The following is a 19443-nucleotide window of genomic DNA, read 5'->3' as shown; positions in this document are numbered from 1 at the left end:
AACGACTAAGGTGGTGCCATTGATATAGCTGGCTTCCTCGCTGGTCAAAAAATCGCTGGGCCCGCAATTTCCTCCGGTCTGGCCGGTCGTTTCACCGACAGTGTTTCTGCTTGATCCAATGAATGTTCATCGATCGCTGGATAGCTGTCAACAATTCCTGGAAGAATCGAATTCACCTGTACATTGGCGGGCACCAACTCTAACGCGGCACTTTTTGTAAAAATATTGATGGCTGATTTGATCGCCGCATAATCTTCACTGCAATACGACTGAACGTGCGCGTCCATCGACGCAATGTTAACAATCTGGCCGCTTCCTTGTTTCTTCATTTGGCGACCAACGTTCTTGATGAATAAAAAAACACCATTTAACGCCAAATCAATCATGAAATTCCAATCGGTCAATTGCTCATCAATAATGAGCCCCGCTTGATAGGGAACCGCAATTTGAAAAGAGTAATCGATCTCCCCGTATTTATCAGTGGCCTGCTTTACAAATTTTTCAACGGCGTCTTCTTCGATTGGATCAACAACTTGCCCATCAAACAACTCATAGTGTTTACTGGCGTCCCCCAAAACAGCTTCATTATCACCAGCACCAATCACCCGAATTTTATTTGCCATTAATTGTTTTGAAATTGCCCAACCAATGTCACTGGTCGCATTGGTCACAATTGCAACTTTATCACTCATCATCATTTCCCCCTATGGTACTATGTCCTGACCTGCATTTTTATAATAACTCTATTGTTATTAGTGAGGGGAAATTTTGATTTGCAAATTAAGTGAGAATGCGAGAAAAAGGGTCATCATTCGAAGCAGAAGTTTCTATTTCGACTTTTATTTGGTGGCGTCGGTTCGTAAATGTCCTTTAAAAAGTAAGCGAATGAAAGATTTTAAAAGATACAAAAACAATCTAACGTTAGTCGGCAGTGTGCTTATAAATACAACTTGGTTTCCCTTTTTATATTGATAAAACTTGCGACAAACGGCTGATCCCAGAATTTAAGCAAAAAAAAGTAATGCATTCCAAAACCAGAATGCATTACTTTTTTCACTTAAATTCTGGGTCAAAGCGCCTTTCGTCCCAATCTTACCCCTTGGCTTACTCAGCCAATTTTGTAATCTTTCCCTGTTGGATATAAACACTCAAAATTGCAATATCAGCAGGATTAACCCCACTAATTCTTGAAGCTTGAGCGATGGTTTCTGGGTGAATTTTCTGCAACTTTTGGCGTGCCTCTGTTGCGATACCGTCGATTGCATCGTAATCAATTCGATCAGGGATCTTTTTAGCTTCCATCTTCTTCATTTTGGCAACGCTTTGTTCAGCCTTCTTGATATAACCCGCATATTTTGTCCGAATTTCAACTTGTTCAATCACGTGGCGATCCAAGGGTTGATCCGCTGCTGGGATAAATCTGAGCAACGTTTGATAATCCACGTATGGTCGTCGCAAAAAGATCGCAGCAATAACGCCATCCTGCAACGGCTTGTCGCCATGCTCCTGAACAAAAGCATTGACTTCATCAGATGGCTTAATCCGAATTTGGCTTAGTCGATCTAATTCAGCTTCGATTGCCCGCTTTTTGACTAAGAATTTTTGGTAACGGTCATTTGAAATCAAGCCAATTTCATGGCCCTTCTCAGTTAATCGCATATCAGCGTTATCTGTTCGTAACAACAACCGATATTCAGCTCTACTAGTCAATAACCGATAGGGTTCCTTAGTTCCTTTGGTGACCAAGTCGTCAATCATCACCCCGATGTAAGCTTCGTTTCGTTTCAGAACGAAAGGTCCCTTACCCAAAGCTCTTCGGCCAGCGTTAATGCCAGCAATCAACCCTTGGCCGGCGGCTTCTTCATAACCAGAAGTGCCATTGGTTTGACCAGCCGTAAATAGATTTTTAACCACTTTGGTTTCCAAAGTCGGCTTCAACTGATAAGGGGCAACAACGTCATATTCAATGGCATAGCCTGGCCGCATCATTTGTGCATTTTCCAAACCAGCAATTGTATGAATCATCTGTTGCTGAACCTCTTCAGGCATTGAAGTAGATAAACCGTCAACGTACCACTCTTCCGTTTTACGGCCTTCAGGTTCCAAGAACAATTGATGGCGACTCTTATCCGCAAACCGGACAATTTTATCTTCAATCGATGGGCAGTAACGAGGGCCAACGCCTTCAATCACGCCAGTAAACATTGGGGCGCGGTCAAGATTATCGCGAATAATCTTATGAGTGGTTTCGTTCGTATAAGTTAACCAGCATGATAGTTGGTCCTTAACTGCTAAGTAGTCCTCATCGGCTGATTCAAAACTGAAATGATGAGGTTTCTCGTCTCCAGGTTGTTCCTCGGTCTTGGAATAATCAATGGTCGTCCCATCAACTCGTGGTGGGGTCCCAGTTTTGAATCGTTCCAGATCAAATCCCAATTCTTCGAGGTTGCCGGATAATTTTTCAGCCGGTTGGGAATTATTGGGACCTGATGCATACATCAATTCACCGATGATAATCTTGCCACGGGCAGCAGTCCCTGCAGCAATCACAACTGCCTTGGCTTGATATTTTGCACCAGTATTGGTCACGACGCCCTTGCAGACCCCGTCTTCAACAATTAAGGAATCAACAATTCCCTGACGCAAAGTTAAGTTGGGTTCTTTTTCAATCGTATGCTTCATCTCAGCATGATAGGCATGCTTATCTGCTTGGGCCCGTAATGCCTGAACAGCCGGCCCCTTACCGGTATTGAGCATCCGCATCTGAATGTAGGTCTTATCGATGTTACGGCCCATTTCGCCACCCAATGCATCAACTTCCCGGACAACCGTTCCCTTTGCAGGTCCCCCGACAGATGGGTTACATGGCATGAATGCCACCATGTCCAAGTTAATTGTCAGCAGCAACGTTTTATTCCCCATCCGGGCAGCAGCCAAAGCGGCCTCACAACCTGCATGGCCAGCTCCGACGACGATCACGTCATAATCTTCTGCGCGATATTTTTGTTTAACATCGCTTACTCGTAAACTTTTCAACAGAATTCCTCCATATGTTTCACATGAAACACGTTATTTTCCTAAACAGAACTGGCTAAATAATTGATCAATAAGTTCATCTTGATAACTGTCTCCAGTGATCTCACCTAAGAAATCCCAGCAACGGGTCATATCAATCTGAACCAAATCAACCGGCATCCCAGCATCGAGTCCCTTGATTACATCTTCCAGGGCACCCTTTGCCTGATTTAACAAGCCAATATGGCGGGCATTAGTCACCATGATGTCATTTTGGCTGCTTTCGATGCCCTCATTGAAGAACATATTGGCAATCAATTCTTCTAATCGGTCTAGTCCATTAGCTTTAATGGCTGATGTTGAAATGACATTCTTGCCATTCGCCATTGCCTTGATTTCTTGTAAATCTAATTTAACGGGTAAATCAGTTTTATTTAACACAGTGATGCGTTGTTTGTCTTTTGTCGCCGCCAATAATTTTTTATCTTCGTCGGTAAGGGCTTCGCTGGCGTTTAAAACCAGCAACACCAAATCAGCACTGTCAATCGCTTTTCGAGAACGATCAACCCCAATTTTTTCGACCTTGTCTTTCGTATCACGAATTCCAGCCGTATCGACGAGCTTCAATGGCACACCACGAACATTGACGTATTCTTCCAACACATCCCGCGTCGTTCCCGGAACATCCGTCACAATCGCTTTATCTTCGTGTAATAAATTGTTCAACAGGCTGGATTTCCCGACGTTAGGCCGGCCAATAATCGAAGTCGCCAATCCTTCCCTGAGGATTTTTCCCTGTTTGGCAGTACTTAATAACTGAACAATTCTGGCATGGACGTCATTGGCTTTTTCTCGTAAGAGCTTGCTGGTCATCGTTTCCACATCATCGTACTCTGGATAATCAATGTTCACTTCAACTTGAGCCAGCACGTCCAGAATGTCTTTCCGTAAGTGTTTAATCAAATGGGATAAATTACCGTCCAGCTGGCTAATAGCGGCCTTCATGGACCGATCGGTTTTAGCCTCGATCAAATCCATCACCGCCTCAGACTGAGACAAGTCAATTCGGCCATTTAAAAAGGCCCGCTTCGTAAATTCCCCTGGTTCAGCCATCCTGGCTCCGGTACTCAAAACCAGCTGGAGGATGCGGTTAGTTGCCACAATCCCGCCATGACAGTTAATTTCGACAATATCTTCTTCGGTATAAGTGTGCGGAGCTCTCATGACAGAGAGCATTACCTCATCAATTTCCTCGTTGGTTTGCGGATCGACAATGTGCCCGTAATTAATCGTATTGCTGGCAACTTTATCAAGATTCTTTCCCCGATAGATTTTTTTAGCAACGTCAAACGCCTCTTCACCACTAATCCGGATGATTGAAATGCCACCTTCACCAGGCGGTGTCGAAATAGCCGCAATCGTATCAAATTCTGTTGTTGTTAAAACCATGATTAAGCTTCCTCCCGCATCAAAACAATGCTAATAGTAAGATATTAAACCACAAAATAACTATCAGCGCACAAAAAAAGCGCCACTCCACACTAAAAAGAACTAGCATGGATAAAGCACTTTGACTACTTTACCTAGTTAAGATAAGAATGATTAACTTCATGATATTTTAAAGTGAGTGATTTGTCAATCGAAATTTGGACTTGTAACAAAACTGCTTACTTTGGCGCTACAACGATCACTCGGTGAGGTTCTTTGCCAGTAGAGTACGTCATGACATACTCATTGTCAGCTAACGCATTGTGGATTTGTTTGCGCTCAAAAGAAGGCATCGGGTTTAAGTAAACCGGCTTGCCATTTGCAATCGCATTTCGAGCTGTTTTTTCAGCCAATTGTTTGAGGGCATCGCTTCTTCTGGAACGATAATTTGCGGTATCTAACTCGACATCAACGTTGTTGGCGCCGAGTCGGTTAATGAAAATTTGGGACAAGTTTTGGAGCGCATTAATCGTCCGACCATGACGCCCGATTAAACGGCTCTCCTGGTCAGTATCAATATCGATGTAGATTGAATGTTTATTTTGAATATCCAACTTTAATTTGAACGAAAATCCCATTGCCTTGATGACATCACTTAAATAATTGGCAAGTTGTTGCGAAACATCCTCTAAATCAATGACTTTTTCAGCTGGTTCACTTGATTCAGAATGATGTTGTTTGGTTTCTGATTGAACGTTCATCCCTTTATTACCAGGGTTAAAAAGACTTTTTTTAGTAATTTGCACTTGAGCTGGTTTGCGACCGAATCCTAAAAATCCTTTTTTAGGTTGTTGAACAACAGTTACTTCAACTTGGTCCTGAGTGAGTGATAATGCATTGAGTCCTTGTTCTACGGCGTCTTGGATGTTTTTTCCAGAGTAAATTGACATAATAAACTCCCTTTTATTTGAATGGATTTAACCAATTAATACTAGCATAAAAGTCAACGTTTATAAATGGTTTCCGATAAAAAACGCAAACTAATCGGAAACTTTAAAATAATTGATATATTTGCAATCGCCATTTAACCAAATCTTCATGAAGTCGGTATAATAGACTGTAATCACCTCTACTTGAGAATTTAATGAAAGAGAGAACAATCGATTGGTTTTCGTTTTGGGGAGTGTCAATATTGGCAAATATCAATCAGTATGATGCAGGACGAAACATTCAAATAGATCGACAGCACCGGCTTAGTAAACTTGAAGAAGCCCAACAGATCACTTTGGCAAATTTGACCGCCTACTCAGTTATCATGACCGCTGAATTAATCATTGGGTATTGGAACCATATTACCGTTTTGATTGCCGATGGATTAAATAACCTCACTGGCGTTTGTGGTGCCGCCATCTTAATTATTGGCTTACGGGTTTCCAGACGGCCACCGGACTCCAACCACGTGCTAGGCCACTGGCAATACGAAAATATTGCCGCCCTATTATCTGCCACAATTATGTTTGCGGTCAGCCTTCAAATTTTAGTCGATGGCGGGTTCGCCATTCGCAATTTCCTTGAGGGACATTCCGTTCAGCCAAATAGTTGGTCGTTGGGGATCAGTTTGCTATCCGCCATCGTCATTTCAATTTTGGCCAAGTACAACTCATTGAAAGGTGCTCAACTTAATAATCAAGCCCTAAAAGCTTCTGGCCAAGATTTAAAGAGTGATGCTTGGACAAGTTTGGGTACTTTTCTTTCCATACGGTGGTGCGTATTTAGGGGCGCATTGGCTTGATGGGGTCGCCACAATTGTCGTTGGTTTCTTGATTTTGCACGCGTCAATCTTAATTTTCAAGACAACCATTATGCGGCTTACAGAAGGATTTGACCCGTCGTCAATCGAAACGTATAGCAAAACCATTAGTGAAGTTCCCGGTGTGATCGCCGTTCAAGGAATTGAACCCCGGTGGCTTGGGGACCAAGTTGTCATGAAGATCGGCGTTTACCTAGATGACGACACAAACTTAAAGACGGCGTTTATGATCGGCGAAAAAGTCGAACATGCCCTGATGGCGCAATACGATATTTTGGACGCCGATGTCATGGCCTATCCTGTGAGTTTGCGAGATAATCCAGCCAACGTGGATTAGAAATGAGCATGATTTCATCGATCGTTTAATTTAAATACAAACAAGCACCTATCCAGCAGTTGAAAGCTCTGGGTAGGTGCTTGATCGTTTCTTGGTTTTACGTTTCTATCGGACGAACGCCGGTCGATGTGGATCAAATTGCCAGCCAGGAATCAAATACTGCATCGCTGCCGCGTCATCCCTGGCCCCAAGATGATGATCCTCGTACAGCTGATTCGCCTTCCGAACAGCCTCAAGGTCGATTGCCACCCCCAACCCTTCATTAGTCGCTGGAACCGTTAATTGACCATCTTTAATTTGATACGGATTCTTTGTCAGATATTGCCCATCTTGCCAAATCCAGTGCGTGTCGATTGCATAGATGTCACCAGGAGCGGCTGCAGCGGCATTGGCAGCCATCGCCAATGAGATATCAAAGTGATTATTGGAATGAATCCCCCAATGAAGCCCAAACTCATCACATAGTTGGGCCACTCGAACTGACCCGGCCATCGTCCAAAAATGGGGATCAGCCAACGGAATTGAAATGCTGTTCAACGTGATGGCATGGCGCATTTGTCGCCAATCCGTATCAACCATGTTCGTTGCAGTCGGCAAAAAAGTGGTCTTTTGAAATTCAGCTAAAATTTCTCGACCAGAAAAACCAGCTTCTGCCCCACAAGGGTCCTCGATGTAGGTCAAAATTCCTTTCAATTCTTTAGCGTAGGTCAACGCCTGCTTCAGAGACCAGCCGCCATTTGGATCAAGATCTAATTTAGCCTCAGGAAAGGCTTCGTGCAGAGCTTTAATGGTTTCAACCTCTTTTGTGCCTTCAAACACGCCACCCTTTAGCTTAAAGGTCTTAAACCCATACCGATCATAGGCAGCCTGAGCTTGGCGAACAATTGCCTGGGGCGTCATCGCTGGTTGCCGCCGAATCTTGCCCCAATCATCATTTTGATCGTCATGCAAATATGGTAAATCTGTCTTGGTTCGATCACCGACATAAAATAAATAACCGAGTACGGCCACTTTTTCGCGAACCTGGCCATCCCCCAGCAATGCAGCAACGGGAACGTGCAGATATTTTCCAAGCAAGTCCAAGAAAGCTGTCTCCACCGCCGTAACCGCATGAATCATGATCCGCTGATCAAACGTCTGATTACCGCGGCCACCAGCGTCCAGCTTACTGAATTTCTTTCGCATCATTTGCAGCACTTGCTTATACTCACCGAGGCTTTTACCGATCACTAATGATTTCGATTCGATTAATACCTGGGTAATCTTTTCGCCACCAGGAACTTCGCCAACGCCCAGCACGCCTCTATCAGTCGTTAAAATCACAATGTTCCTGGTAAAAAACGGTCCGTGAGCACCACTCAAGTTTAGTAACATACTGTCATAACCAGCAACTGGATACACGTCCATCTTCCGAATAATTGGAACCGTCATTGATTTCACTCCTTTGATCAATACAATCACTCACATTAATAAGTTCAGTTTACCCGTTCGACCGGAAAATGTAACCGGTTAATTGAATGCCACTTAAAAAATCCCACCAAGGCCATGCGCCAAGACGGGATTTGTGTTTAATTGAATCGATTCATTTAAATGAGTCAGTCTACTTCTTCTTACTCTTCTTTGCTCTTCTAATCGCCTTTCGAACTGTTCGCTGACGATTACGTTCTTCACGTTGTTTTTGTTCACGCTCACGGCGAATCTTCCATGGGTTTTGAATAACCAGCGTTTGCCCTACTTGGAAGGCGTTGGTGATCACCCAGTAGAGTGATAAGGCGGATGGCAAGCTAACGGCCATAATCAAAATAAAGAACGGCATTCCGACCGTCATCATCGTGGTCATCGAATTTGATTCCGGTTGACCCTTCATCGCCAACCAGGATGAAATGAACGTAAAGACCGCCGCCAGGATTGGTAAAATGAAGTATGGATCTGGATGACCAAGTTGCAGCCATAAGAACGTCCCACTTCTCAAAATATGGGTTCGCCAGATTGCTTGATACAAAGCAAACAGGATTGGCATCTGCACAATCAGTGGCAAACAACCAGCAATTGGGTTGATCCCAGCTTCGGCATAAAGTTTCTTCTGCTCAGCCTGAAGCTTTTGCATCGTTTCAGCATCACGGGAAGAATATTTCTTCTGCAAAGCTTTCAGTTGCGGCTGAACTTCCTGGGTCTTTCGCATACTTCTGGTTTGGTAAACCATCAGTGGCAAGATGACAATTCGGACCAGAATGGTAAAGATAATAATTCCCATTCCATAGTTATCACTAAAGAACTTGGACAACCAAATAATTGCCCGTGAGAAGTTTAGAACAACCCAACCATCCCAAATACCAGTACTGTGATTGGTGATTGGTGCATTGCTACAGGCGGAAAGGACAACTGTCAAACTCACGAGTGACAGTAATACCAGTAATTTCTTTATTCTCTTTTTCAACGTTTTTCCCCACTATCATAGTTGGAATCGATCAGCTTTGCTAACTTAAGTACGTGAATCAAGCCGGCTTTAACGTCTTTCATTGACATTTGATCCGTTGATGGGCGGGCTATCACGATGAAGTCAACATCTTGTCGCAAATCAGGCTTCAATTCAAGCAATGACTGCCGAATCCGCCTCTTCACCCAGTTCCTATGTACGGCATTACCAATCTTTTTACCTACAGAAATTCCGACGCGAAAATGTGGCTGATTCGGCTTGTCTAATGTATAGACAACAAATTGACGATTTGCAACCGAGTTATGAGTCTCAAATACCTTTTGAAACTCCGACTCTTTTTTTACTCGATATGATTTTCGCATGATCCATCTCCATAAATTTGATAAAAAAATATGAAAAAGACCACTGAATGGTCAGTGGTCTATACAGACAATGATTTTCTACCCTTTTGACGGCGACGTGCTAACACTTTACGACCATTGCTGCTGCTCATGCGTTTACGGAAACCATGAACGCGAGCGCGATGACGCTTCTTTGGTTGATATGTTCTTTTCATTTTGAAATCCTCCTTTACTTCGAAGTCGCGTTTAAGCATTTAATGACAGATGTTCAAATGCATTTCCCAAACATATTAACATAGATTACCAATTAATGGAATAGGCTTTTGACTGTTCAGATAAAAATAAAAAAATTTAAAATTTGTTTCATGAACAATTAGTGTGGATAACTCCGGAAAGTTGACTGACTTTTTTGGTCACTATGAACAAGGTTATCCACAGAGAAACAGATTGTTTGTAAAGTTATCCACAGGGTGTGGATTTCTTTTTGTTTTTTGTTAGAAAAGCCGATGATATTAGTTTTAGTTATCCATAGTCACCTGTGATTAACCCATATTTTCACTGTTGTTTTACACTTATCCACAAGTGGGTTATACCTTTTTACACTCCCTGTGAAACATTTATGCACAGGTCCTTTTTGCCTGTGGAAAACTTTTATCGGGAATGCTAGAATTAATTTGCTTTTCAAAAACGACTCAAAAATCAGAGGGGGAAATTTAAAGTGCTCGATAAGGATTCTTTATGGCAAAAATTAAGCGATCAATTTCGTAGCAATACGACTGATCTGACTTACGACACCTGGATCAAGCCGGTTACACCCGTTAGCTTTGACGGTGCCACACTTACTTTAGCTCTACCTTCTGAATTACACTTGGACTACTGGAAACAACAACTGGCTCCCAACTTGATTGAATATGCCTATATCATCACCAAGGGAAACATCGAACCTAAATTTATTCTCGATTCCGATATCCAAAAGGAAGAACCAAAACCTGAAGCGCCGTCAACCAGTTCAGACGGCTTACCTAAGGGAGATATGGGTTTCAGCAAAGAAGCTCATCTTAACCCAAACTATACGTTCGATAATTTTATTATCGGCAAAGGAAATCAAATGGCTCACGCTGCGGCACTCATCGTCTCAGAGGAACCTGGGAAACTTTACAACCCACTGTTTTTCTACGGTGGTGTCGGTCTTGGCAAAACCCACTTGATGCAAGCGATTGGTAATAAACGCCTGGAAGATCATCCAGAAACGAACGTTAAATACGTGACCAGTGAAGCCTTTACAAATGACTTTATCAACGCAATTCAAACAAACCGCACCGAAGAATTTCGGCGGGAATATCGAGATGTCGATATTTTAATGGTTGATGATATTCAATTCTTCGCCCAAAAGGAAGGAACGCAAGAAGAATTCTTCCATACTTTTAATGCGCTCTACAATAACAATAAACAAATCGTTTTGACATCCGATCGGGTCCCCCAAGAAATTCCCAAGCTTCAGGAACGCTTGGTATCACGTTTTGCCTGGGGGCTACCAGTTGACATTACGCCACCTGATTTAGAAACACGAATTGCGATCTTGAAAAATAAAGCCAAACTGGATAACCTTTCGATTCCAAACGATACTTTAGCCTACATTGCCGGCCAAATTGATTCCAACGTCCGGGAACTAGAAGGCGCTCTATCAAGGGTTCAAGCCTACTCAAAGCTCAAAAACGAGCCGGTTACAACCGATCTGGTTTATGAAGCATTACGCGGCCTCAAGTTAACCAAAGCGAACCGAGAGCTCTCAATTGTCGACATCCAAAACAAGGTCGCCAATTATTTTCATGTGTCCATTAATGACTTAAAGGGAAAAAAGCGCATGAAATCAATCGTGATGCCGCGCCAGATTGCAATGTACCTGTCACGGGAAATGACCAGCAATTCTTTGCCTAAAATTGGGAAAGAATTTGGTGGCAAAGATCACACCACTGTCATTCATGCTTGCGATAAAATTGCCGAAATCGTTAAAATTGATGCAGATTTACGAAAAGAAATTGCGGATATAAAAAGTGCACTCAACTAAAATGGTATAATTGCCTGTGGATAATTAATAGCAAAAGGTAAAAGTTGTGCACAGTTTTATCCACAGCTTTCTTAGCGATAACTAAAGACTTCAGAAAAGTTATCCACATTTCCACAGTGCCTACTGTTACTTCTTTTTCTTTTATTAATTAAATATATATTCTTCACCACTTTCCGGGAGGTTGATTCAAAGTATGAAATTTACAATTGGTCGAACAGCATTTACAAAAGCATTAAATACGGTAGCCAGAGCAATCTCTACCAAAACAACAATTCCTATCTTGACTGGACTCAAGTTAGTTGCGAGTCAAGCTGCTATTGTCTTAACAGGTAGTGACGCGGACATCTCTATTGAAACAACCATTAAAGCAGATAATCCGGACAACATGCTAGCGGTAGAATCAGCCGGTGCCATTGTGTTACCTGCTAGGTTCTTTACTGAAATTGTTAAAAAATTACCACAAGATACGATTACAATCGAAGTCGGCGACAACTTCCAAACCATGATTACCTCTGGTCAGTCTTCATTTACCATTAATGGTTTAGATGCCAATAACTACCCTCATTTACCAGAAATTCAAACCAACACGTCGATTCCTTTGGCCTCAGATCTATTCAAGCAAATTATCAGCCAGACAGTGGTTGCGGTTTCTAATCAAGAAAGTCGCCCAATTTTGACTGGGGTTCATTTTGTAATTTCTGAAAACCACGTTATGGCAGTTGCAACCGACAGCCATCGATTAAGCCAACGGAAAGTGACCCTTGAAAATGCCATTGAAGGTTCCTATGATTTTGTCATCCCCGGCAAAAGTTTGACTGAATTATCCAGAATGATCGACGATGATCAAGAGGAAGTTTCATTGTCTGTCAGTGAAAACCAAGCTTTATTCGTCATTGGCGACACCCTGTTTTATTCTCGGCTACTAGAAGGCAACTATCCTGATACCACCAGATTAATTCCCGATTCTCACGACACCAGAATTTCATTTGAGGCGCCAGAACTATTAGCTGCCATCGAACGGGCATCACTTCTGTCACACGAATCAAGGAATAATGTGGTCAAGATTACCGTGGATCCCGATCAAAAATCGGTCACAATTTACGGCAACTCCCCAGATGTTGGTAACGTTGAAGAAGATTTAGAACCAAAGAGTGTTGATGGCAATCAACTGGAGATTTCGTTCAACCCAGATTATATGAAGGATGCCCTCCGTTCGTTCAGCCAATCAACCATTAATGTTGATTTCACCTCGGCACTGCGACCATTTACGTTAACGCCAACTGAAGATAGTGATAGTTTTATTCAATTAATTACGCCAATCAGAACCTTCTAGAAGTCAGACAACTACTAAAATAAAATTATGATTTTAACTAAGACTTACCTTCATCACGATGGTAGGTCTTTTTAGTTTTACAGATGGACTTTGTGAAAAATGTGAAACGTCATTTAGTTATCAGTCTGTTTTCCGAGCAAAAAAGGATCCCGGATTTATTTAATTGCTCATATACGTAGTTTCTAGCAACTTTCACTATTTTTTGATAAAAATACCCAAAAACTCAAAAAGTTCTGAGAATGCCCAAGAATCGTTGTTAGCATGTACTTTTGATGAAATTAGAGGTATAATACTATATGTAAAAGGTGGGTGAAATTGTGAAAAAAGAGATACTCATTGATGGACCATATATCACGCTCGGCCAGTTACTTAAAGAAGAAGCAATTATTAGTAGTGGTGGTCAAGCGAAATGGTTCTTAAAAGAAAATTCGGTTAATGTCAATGATGAGCCTGATGATCGTCGTGGCAGAAAATTATACGATGGTGATCACGTTGAGGTTCCTGATGTTGGCTTATTTTTTATTCATTCAAAGCAGGGTTCTGAATGAAATTAACGAAAATTGAGCTCCATCATTTTCGTAATTATGTCGATCAAAGTCTTAATTTTTCGGATGGGATTAACGTGTTTCTTGGTGAAAATGCTCAAGGGAAAACGAACCTGCTTGAAGCAATATACGTTTTAGCGTTAACCAGAAGCCATCGAACGAATAATGAAAAAGAACTTATTAACTGGGACAGTCAAACTGCTCAGATTAAGGGGATTCTTCAAAAAAGACTGGGATCGGTACCAATTGAACTTGATTTGGGACCTAAAGGTAAGCGGGCGAAGGTGAATCATTTAGAGCAGGCAAAGCTTTCAAGCTATGTTGGCCAACTCAATGTGATTTTATTTGCCCCAGAGGATCTTTCAATCGTGAAGGGTGCTCCCCAAGTTCGACGAAAATTCATGGACATGGAATTTGGTCAGATGAGTAATCGCTATTTATACGATTCCGCTCAATATAAGAAGATATTAAAGCAACGAAATCGTTACTTAAGAGATCTCCATCACAAGGTTCAATCTGATCGGGTTTACTTGGATGTCTTATCCGATCAGCTTTCGGCCTATGGTGCTGAGATCATTTTTCAAAGACTGCAGCTGGTTAAGAAACTGGAAAAATTTGCAAAGGTTGTTCATTCAGAGATTTCACAAGGTAAAGAAGACCTGGCTTTTGCCTACAAAACAGCCGTTGACAGTGATCAGCTGTCTTCAGTCGAAACGATTTATCGCAACTTATTGAAGCAATTCGCACAAATTAAAGAAAAAGAAATCATGCGTTCAACCACCTTGATCGGTCCTCACCGGGATGACCTGAATTTTGTCATTAATGATAAAGAGGTCCAATCGTTTGGTTCTCAGGGCCAACAGCGGACAACCGCGCTTTCAGTTAAGTTGGCTGAAATTGATTTAATGAAAGAACAAACCGATGAATATCCGATTTTATTATTAGATGACGTTTTATCCGAGCTGGATGATTTTCGCCAGACCCACTTACTGACTGCCATTCAAGATAAAGTACAAACGTTTTTGACAACGACCAGCCTCAGCGGTGTTCAGCAGGAATTATTAACCAACCCTAAAATATTTCGAATTGATGACGGTAATGTTCGCTTGGAAAAGTAGTGAAGGAGACACAATATGGCTGATGAAAAAGAAACTAAAAAAGAATTAGCTCACGAATATGACGCGAGCCAGATTCAAGTTTTGGAAGGGCTTGAAGCGGTTAGAAAACGTCCCGGAATGTACATCGGAACAACCAGCTCACAAGGCCTTCACCATTTAGTATGGGAAATTGTCGATAACGGAATTGATGAAGCCTTGGCAGGATTTGCCAGCAAAATTACCGTTACCATCGAAAAGGATAACAGCATTACTGTGACCGATGACGGCCGGGGAATTCCAGTTGATATCCAAAAGAAGACCGGCAAGCCCGCTTTGGAAACGGTCTTCACGATCTTACATGCCGGTGGAAAATTTGGCGGCGGCGGTTATAAAGTTTCTGGTGGGCTGCATGGAGTGGGCGCATCAGTTGTGAACGCGCTGTCCTCTGAACTTGATGTTGAAGTGACTCGCGACGGTAAAGTTTATTACATGGACTTCACTCGCGGTCACGTTAAGACCAAGATGAAAGTCATCAAAGAAGTTTCTGATGATTTGCATGGGACCCGAGTTCATTTCTTGCCGGATCCAGATATTTTCCGTGAAACAACAACTTATGACATCAAGGTGTTAACTGCTCGATTACGTGAATTAGCATTCTTGAATAAAGGCTTGCGAATTGTGATTCGGGATCTACGGCCTGAAAAACCAACCGAAAAGGACTTTATGTATGAGGGTGGCATTAGGCATTACGTTGAATACTTGGACAAAAGTAAAGAAACACTACTTGATGAACCAATCTACGTTGAAGGTGTCCTAAACGGGATCACCGTTGAAGTAGCCATTCAATATACCAATGATTACCACAATACGTTGATGACATTTACCAATAACATTCATACCTACGAAGGTGGGACTCATGAAGAGGGCTTCAAGCGTGCTTTGACCCGAGTGATCAATGACTACGCCCGCAAAAATAAGCTCCTCAAAGATAATGAAGCCAACCTTTCAGGTGAAGATGTGCGTGAGGGAACGACTGCGGTTGTCAGCATCAAGCATCCAGACCCTCAATTTGAGGGTCAAACTAAGACCAAGCTGGGAAATTCGGATGCTAGAACCGTTACTGACCGGATCTTTAGTGACCACTTCTCTAAATTCCTGATGGAAAATCCAAAAATGGCGCGCAAGATTGTCGACCGTGGCTTGTTAGCGTCAAAAGCCCGATCCGCAGCCAAACGGGCCCGTGAAGTCACTCGAAAAAAGAGTGGCTTGGAAATCAGTAACTTACCCGGTAAGTTAGCTGATAACACCAGTAAGGACCCCCGAATTTCTGAATTGTTTATTGTCGAGGGGGATTCTGCCGGTGGTTCAGCCAAGCAGGGGCGGTCCCGATTAACCCAAGCTATTTTGCCAATTCGAGGGAAAATTCTGAACGTTGAAAAAGCCAGCATGGACCGAATTTTGGCGAATGAAGAAATTAGGTCACTGTTTACGGCAATGGGAACTGGTTTTGGGGAAGACTTTGAGTTATCAAAAGTTAACTACCATAAATTAATCATCATGACTGATGCCGATGTCGATGGGGCGCATATTCAAACATTACTGTTGACACTCATCTATCGATACATGAGGCCGCTGATCGACGCAGGCTACGTTTACGTCGCTCAGCCACCACTGTATCAAGTTCGTCAAGGAAAAATGTCAAGATACATTGATTCTGATGAAGACTTAAACCAATTCTTGGGAACATTGCAACCATCACCAAAGCCTGTTATTCAACGATACAAAGGTTTAGGTGAAATGGATGCGGAACAACTCTGGGACACAACAATGAACCCAGAGAACCGGCACTTGTTGCGCGTGGAATCTTCGGATGCTGCAGAAGCAGACAGAGTATTCTCAATGTTAATGGGTGACAAAGTGGAACCAAGACGTGAGTTTATTGAAGATAATGCAACGTTTGTGGAGAATTTGGATGTATAGAATAGTGAGCGGAGTAAAGCGATTAGAAGTTGGAGTGTAAGTCTCCGCTGAGGGAAATTCCCGGTTCTGGAATTTTTCTCAGTGGTGCTTACATGCAGACTTCTGCTTTACGGAGCGGTCCTAATCTATAGAAGTTTGAGTATAGTGCTTATGTGCAGGCTATTGCTTGGTGGAGCACGTTTCCACTATGTAGCGTGAAGTCACGGTGCTTGTTAATGTACCTTGCCGCCATATAGCAGCAACGAACACCTATCGACATAAATAGTTGTTCCTCAGAAATAAAAATTAATGTTTCACATGAAACATCGGCTTCTTCCCTTGATATGAATGGAGGTAAATAGTTTGGCCAACGAAAATGACAACAATGGAGACTTTCCAGGTCGAATAACCAATGTTGACCTATCCAAGAAAATGCGGACATCTTTTCTTGATTACGCAATGAGTGTAATTGTTGCGCGTGCTTTACCTGATGTTCGAGACGGCCTCAAACCTGTTCATCGCCGTATTTTATACGATATGCATGAGTTAGGGGTTACGCCTGATAAACCTTACAAAAAATCTGCCAGAATTGTTGGGGATGTCTTAGGTAAGTACCATCCCCACGGTGATACCGCAGTTTATGAATCAATGGTCCGAATGGCTCAACCATTCAGTTATCGCTACATGTTAGTTGATGGTCACGGTAACTTTGGTTCTGTCGATGGTGATGGTGCGGCTGCCATGCGTTATACCGAAGCCCGCTTGAGCAAAATTGCAATGGAAATGCTTCGTGATATCAACAAAGATACCATTGATTTCCAACCTAACTACGATGGTACAGAACGTGAACCCAGCGTTTTACCATCTCGTTTTCCCAACTTATTAGTCAATGGCGCTTCAGGAATTGCTGTCGGGATGGCAACTAACATTCCACCGCATAACTTGTCTGAAGTCATCAGTGCAATCCACGTGCTAATGAACAATCCAGAAGCAACGACCGCTGATTTAATGGAAGTTTTGCCTGGACCTGACTTCCCAACTGGCGGAGTGGTTATGGGTAAATCCGGAATCCGGAAAGCTTATGAAACTGGTAAAGGGTCAATTATTGTTCGGGCTAAAGTTGAAATTGAAGGTAAGCCAGATGGCAAACAGCGCATCATTGCGACTGAATTACCTTACATGGTCAACAAAGCTAAATTAATTGAGCGAATCGCTGAACTTGCCCGGGATAAACGGATTGAAGGCATCACTGATATTAACGATGAATCCGACCGTGAAGGAATGCGGGTTGTGATCGATATTCGGCGGGATGCCAGTGCCGAAGTCATTTTGAATAATTTATATAAATTAACGTTAATGCAGACATCGTTTAGCTTTAACATGTTGGCAATCGTTAAGGGAACGCCAAAGATCCTCAGCTTGAAAGAAATTCTAAATTATTATTTGGAACATCAAGTTGAAGTGATCAAACGCCGGACTCAGTATGAATTAAAGAAGGCTCAAGCCCGAGCTCACATCCTCGAAGGATTGCGAATTGCTTTGGATCACATTGATGAAATTATCAAGATTATCCGAGGTTCGCAAACTGGGGATGTTGCTAAGAACCAATTGATCGAAGGATTTGGATTGGATGACAAACAAGCCCAAGCCATTCTGGATATGCGATTGGTTAGATTAACCGGTTTGGAACGTGACAAGATTGAAAAAGAATATGCCCAGTTGATGAAAGACATCGAAGACTACAAGGCAATTCTTGCGAGTCGTGACCGGGTTAACCAAATCATTTACGAAGAATTGCTTGAAATTCAACATAAATTCGGTGATCCCCGTCGAACTGAACTCTTGGTTGGTGAAGTCCTTAGCCTTGAAGATGAAGATTTGATCGAAGAAGAAGACGTGATTATTTCCTTGACCCACAATGGCTACATCAAACGCCTTCCAACCACTGAATTCAAAGCTCAAAACCGTGGTGGCCGGGGTGTTCAAGGAATGGGTGTTCATAACGACGACTTTGTGGAACATTTGGTTTCAACGTCTACTCATGATGTACTCTTATTCTTTACCGATGCGGGAAAAGTTTACCGGATGAAGGGTTATGAAATTCCTGAATACGGTCGTTCGGCTAAAGGAATTCCAATCATTAACCTGTTAAACATCAATAACGACGAAAAGATCGAAGCCGTCATTAATATTTCCGATAAGAATAAGGATATCGAAAAAGACTTGTTCTTCGTCACATTACACGGAACGGTTAAACGGACTTCGGTAGAAGAATTTGCCAACATTCGGAGTAACGGGTTAAAGGCCATCCATCTGAAAGATGATGACCAAGTGATTAATGTGTTGATTGTTGAACAAGATCAAAACATTATTATTGGAACGCATAAGGGTTACGCTGTGAGTTTCAAAGCTGCCGATGTTCGGTCAATGGGTCGTTCGGCAACCGGTGTTCGCGGAATCAGACTTCGGGAGAATGACTATGTTGTTGGTGCTGATACATTGAAGCCAAACAGCGAGGTCTTCATCATTTCCGAAAATGGTTATGGTAAACGAACGGCTGCTGCAGAATATCCAATTAAAGGCCGTGGTGGTAAAGGAATTAAGACCGCCAATATTACCGAGAAAAACGGACCGTTGGCTGGCTTGACAACGGTTACCGGTGCCGAAGATATCATGCTAATCACCGATAAAGGGGTCATGATTCGTTTCGATGTTGATGATGTTTCTCAGACTGGCCGGGCAACGCTTGGGGTTCATTTAATCAGAATGGACGATGATGCCAAGGTTGCGACGATGGCAAAAGTTGAGAAGCAAGAAGATGAGGACGATAATGATAATTCAGATGGCCATTCACAAACGCCAGATGATGGGTCTGATCAGCAGTCAGGAACAGACGAACCTCAAGATAATGAATAATTTTTTTGAAAGAATGGGACAAACAGTCGATCTGATCCCAGAATTCAAGTGAAAAGGGCAATGCATTCTGGTTTTTAGGGGTCAAAGTCAAATCGTATTGATGGCGACTTATGAGCATCACCGAAAGGTGATGCTTTTTTGTTATTAGGCATGAATT

At 42.4% G+C, this 19443-nt stretch carries 16 protein-coding genes; 8 read left to right on the top strand and 8 right to left on the bottom strand.

The window, feature by feature from the left end; genetic code table 11:
* Positions 1–44 precede the first annotated feature (44 nt).
* The 4 genes from KTE19_RS04570 to jag all read right to left on the bottom strand — a co-directional run bounded on the left by KTE19_RS04570 (position 45) and on the right by jag (position 5393).
* Positions 45–692, bottom strand: a complete 648-nt coding sequence (locus tag KTE19_RS04570) for an SDR family NAD(P)-dependent oxidoreductase (protein WP_217162213.1) — start codon at positions 690–692, stop codon at positions 45–47.
* 412 nt (positions 693–1104) lie between these two features.
* Positions 1105–3036, bottom strand: a complete 1932-nt coding sequence (gene mnmG, locus KTE19_RS04565) for a tRNA uridine-5-carboxymethylaminomethyl(34) synthesis enzyme MnmG (RefSeq protein ID WP_217162211.1) — start codon at positions 3034–3036, stop codon at positions 1105–1107.
* A 33-nt stretch (positions 3037–3069) separates the two neighbouring features.
* Complete coding sequence (mnmE, locus tag KTE19_RS04560) at positions 3070–4464, bottom strand: tRNA uridine-5-carboxymethylaminomethyl(34) synthesis GTPase MnmE (protein WP_217341716.1); 1395 nt, start codon at positions 4462–4464, stop codon at positions 3070–3072.
* Between the two features lie 218 nt (positions 4465–4682).
* On the bottom strand, positions 4683–5393 hold the full coding sequence (gene jag, locus KTE19_RS04555; protein WP_217162207.1) for an RNA-binding cell elongation regulator Jag/EloR: 711 nt from the start codon (positions 5391–5393) through the stop codon (positions 4683–4685).
* A gap of 242 nt (positions 5394–5635) precedes the next feature.
* Between jag and KTE19_RS13915 the strand changes: the two genes are divergently transcribed.
* Positions 5636–6235 (top strand): cation diffusion facilitator family transporter, encoded by a 600-nt coding sequence (locus tag KTE19_RS13915; protein WP_249778583.1) that lies wholly within the window; start codon positions 5636–5638, stop codon positions 6233–6235.
* Entirely contained in the window at positions 6168–6590 is a 423-nt protein-coding gene (locus KTE19_RS13910; RefSeq protein WP_249778582.1) for a cation transporter dimerization domain-containing protein, read from the top strand. The genes KTE19_RS13915 and KTE19_RS13910 overlap by 68 nt, the downstream gene beginning before the upstream one ends.
* 105 nt (positions 6591–6695) lie before the next feature.
* Here the strand turns inward: KTE19_RS13910 and KTE19_RS04545 are convergent, their stop codons facing one another.
* The 4 genes from KTE19_RS04545 to rpmH all read right to left on the bottom strand — a co-directional run bounded on the left by KTE19_RS04545 (position 6696) and on the right by rpmH (position 9583).
* On the bottom strand, positions 6696–8021 hold the full coding sequence (locus tag KTE19_RS04545; RefSeq protein WP_217162205.1) for an enolase C-terminal domain-like protein: 1326 nt from the start codon (positions 8019–8021) through the stop codon (positions 6696–6698).
* Between the two features lie 169 nt (positions 8022–8190).
* Complete coding sequence (yidC, locus tag KTE19_RS04540; protein ID WP_217341715.1) at positions 8191–9027, bottom strand: membrane protein insertase YidC; 837 nt, start codon at positions 9025–9027, stop codon at positions 8191–8193.
* Positions 9024–9389 carry a ribonuclease P protein component gene (gene rnpA / locus KTE19_RS04535; RefSeq protein ID WP_056982049.1) on the bottom strand — a complete coding sequence of 122 codons (366 nt, stop codon included), beginning with the start codon at positions 9387–9389 and terminating at the stop codon, positions 9024–9026. Before rnpA ends, yidC begins: the two co-directional genes overlap by 4 nt.
* Positions 9390–9448: 59 nt before the next feature.
* The gene (gene rpmH / locus KTE19_RS04530) at positions 9449–9583 is read right to left on the bottom strand and encodes a 50S ribosomal protein L34 (RefSeq protein ID WP_008857207.1); all 135 of its coding nucleotides are present in this window, start codon (positions 9581–9583) and stop codon (positions 9449–9451) included.
* A gap of 503 nt (positions 9584–10086) precedes the next feature.
* Here rpmH and dnaA point away from each other — a divergent pair.
* The 6 genes from dnaA to gyrA all read left to right on the top strand — a co-directional run bounded on the left by dnaA (position 10087) and on the right by gyrA (position 19286).
* Positions 10087–11436 carry a chromosomal replication initiator protein DnaA gene (dnaA, locus tag KTE19_RS04525; RefSeq protein WP_217162203.1) on the top strand — a complete coding sequence of 450 codons (1350 nt, stop codon included), beginning with the start codon at positions 10087–10089 and terminating at the stop codon, positions 11434–11436.
* 193 nt (positions 11437–11629) lie between these two features.
* On the top strand, positions 11630–12769 hold the full coding sequence (dnaN, locus tag KTE19_RS04520) for a DNA polymerase III subunit beta (RefSeq protein ID WP_217162201.1): 1140 nt from the start codon (positions 11630–11632) through the stop codon (positions 12767–12769).
* Positions 12770–13074: 305 nt separating this feature from the next.
* Positions 13075–13317, top strand: a complete 243-nt coding sequence (gene yaaA / locus KTE19_RS04515; protein WP_289426650.1) for a S4 domain-containing protein YaaA — start codon at positions 13075–13077, stop codon at positions 13315–13317.
* Positions 13314–14432, top strand: coding sequence for a DNA replication/repair protein RecF (gene recF, locus KTE19_RS04510; RefSeq protein WP_217162197.1), 1119 nt, complete (start codon positions 13314–13316; stop codon positions 14430–14432). The genes yaaA and recF overlap by 4 nt, the downstream gene beginning before the upstream one ends.
* Before the next feature lie 15 nt (positions 14433–14447).
* Entirely contained in the window at positions 14448–16391 is a 1944-nt protein-coding gene (gyrB, locus tag KTE19_RS04505; RefSeq protein WP_217162196.1) for a DNA topoisomerase (ATP-hydrolyzing) subunit B, read from the top strand.
* A gap of 327 nt (positions 16392–16718) precedes the next feature.
* Positions 16719–19286, top strand: coding sequence for a DNA gyrase subunit A (gyrA, locus tag KTE19_RS04500; RefSeq protein ID WP_217341714.1), 2568 nt, complete (start codon positions 16719–16721; stop codon positions 19284–19286).
* Positions 19287–19443: the final 157 nt, after the last annotated feature.

It is taken from the genome of Lentilactobacillus dabitei, assembly GCF_019061365.1.
Lineage (GTDB): Bacteria > Bacillota > Bacilli > Lactobacillales > Lactobacillaceae > Lentilactobacillus > Lentilactobacillus dabitei.
Note: the sequence above shows the minus strand (reverse complement) of the source record. Positions and strands in the feature narration are given on the sequence as shown.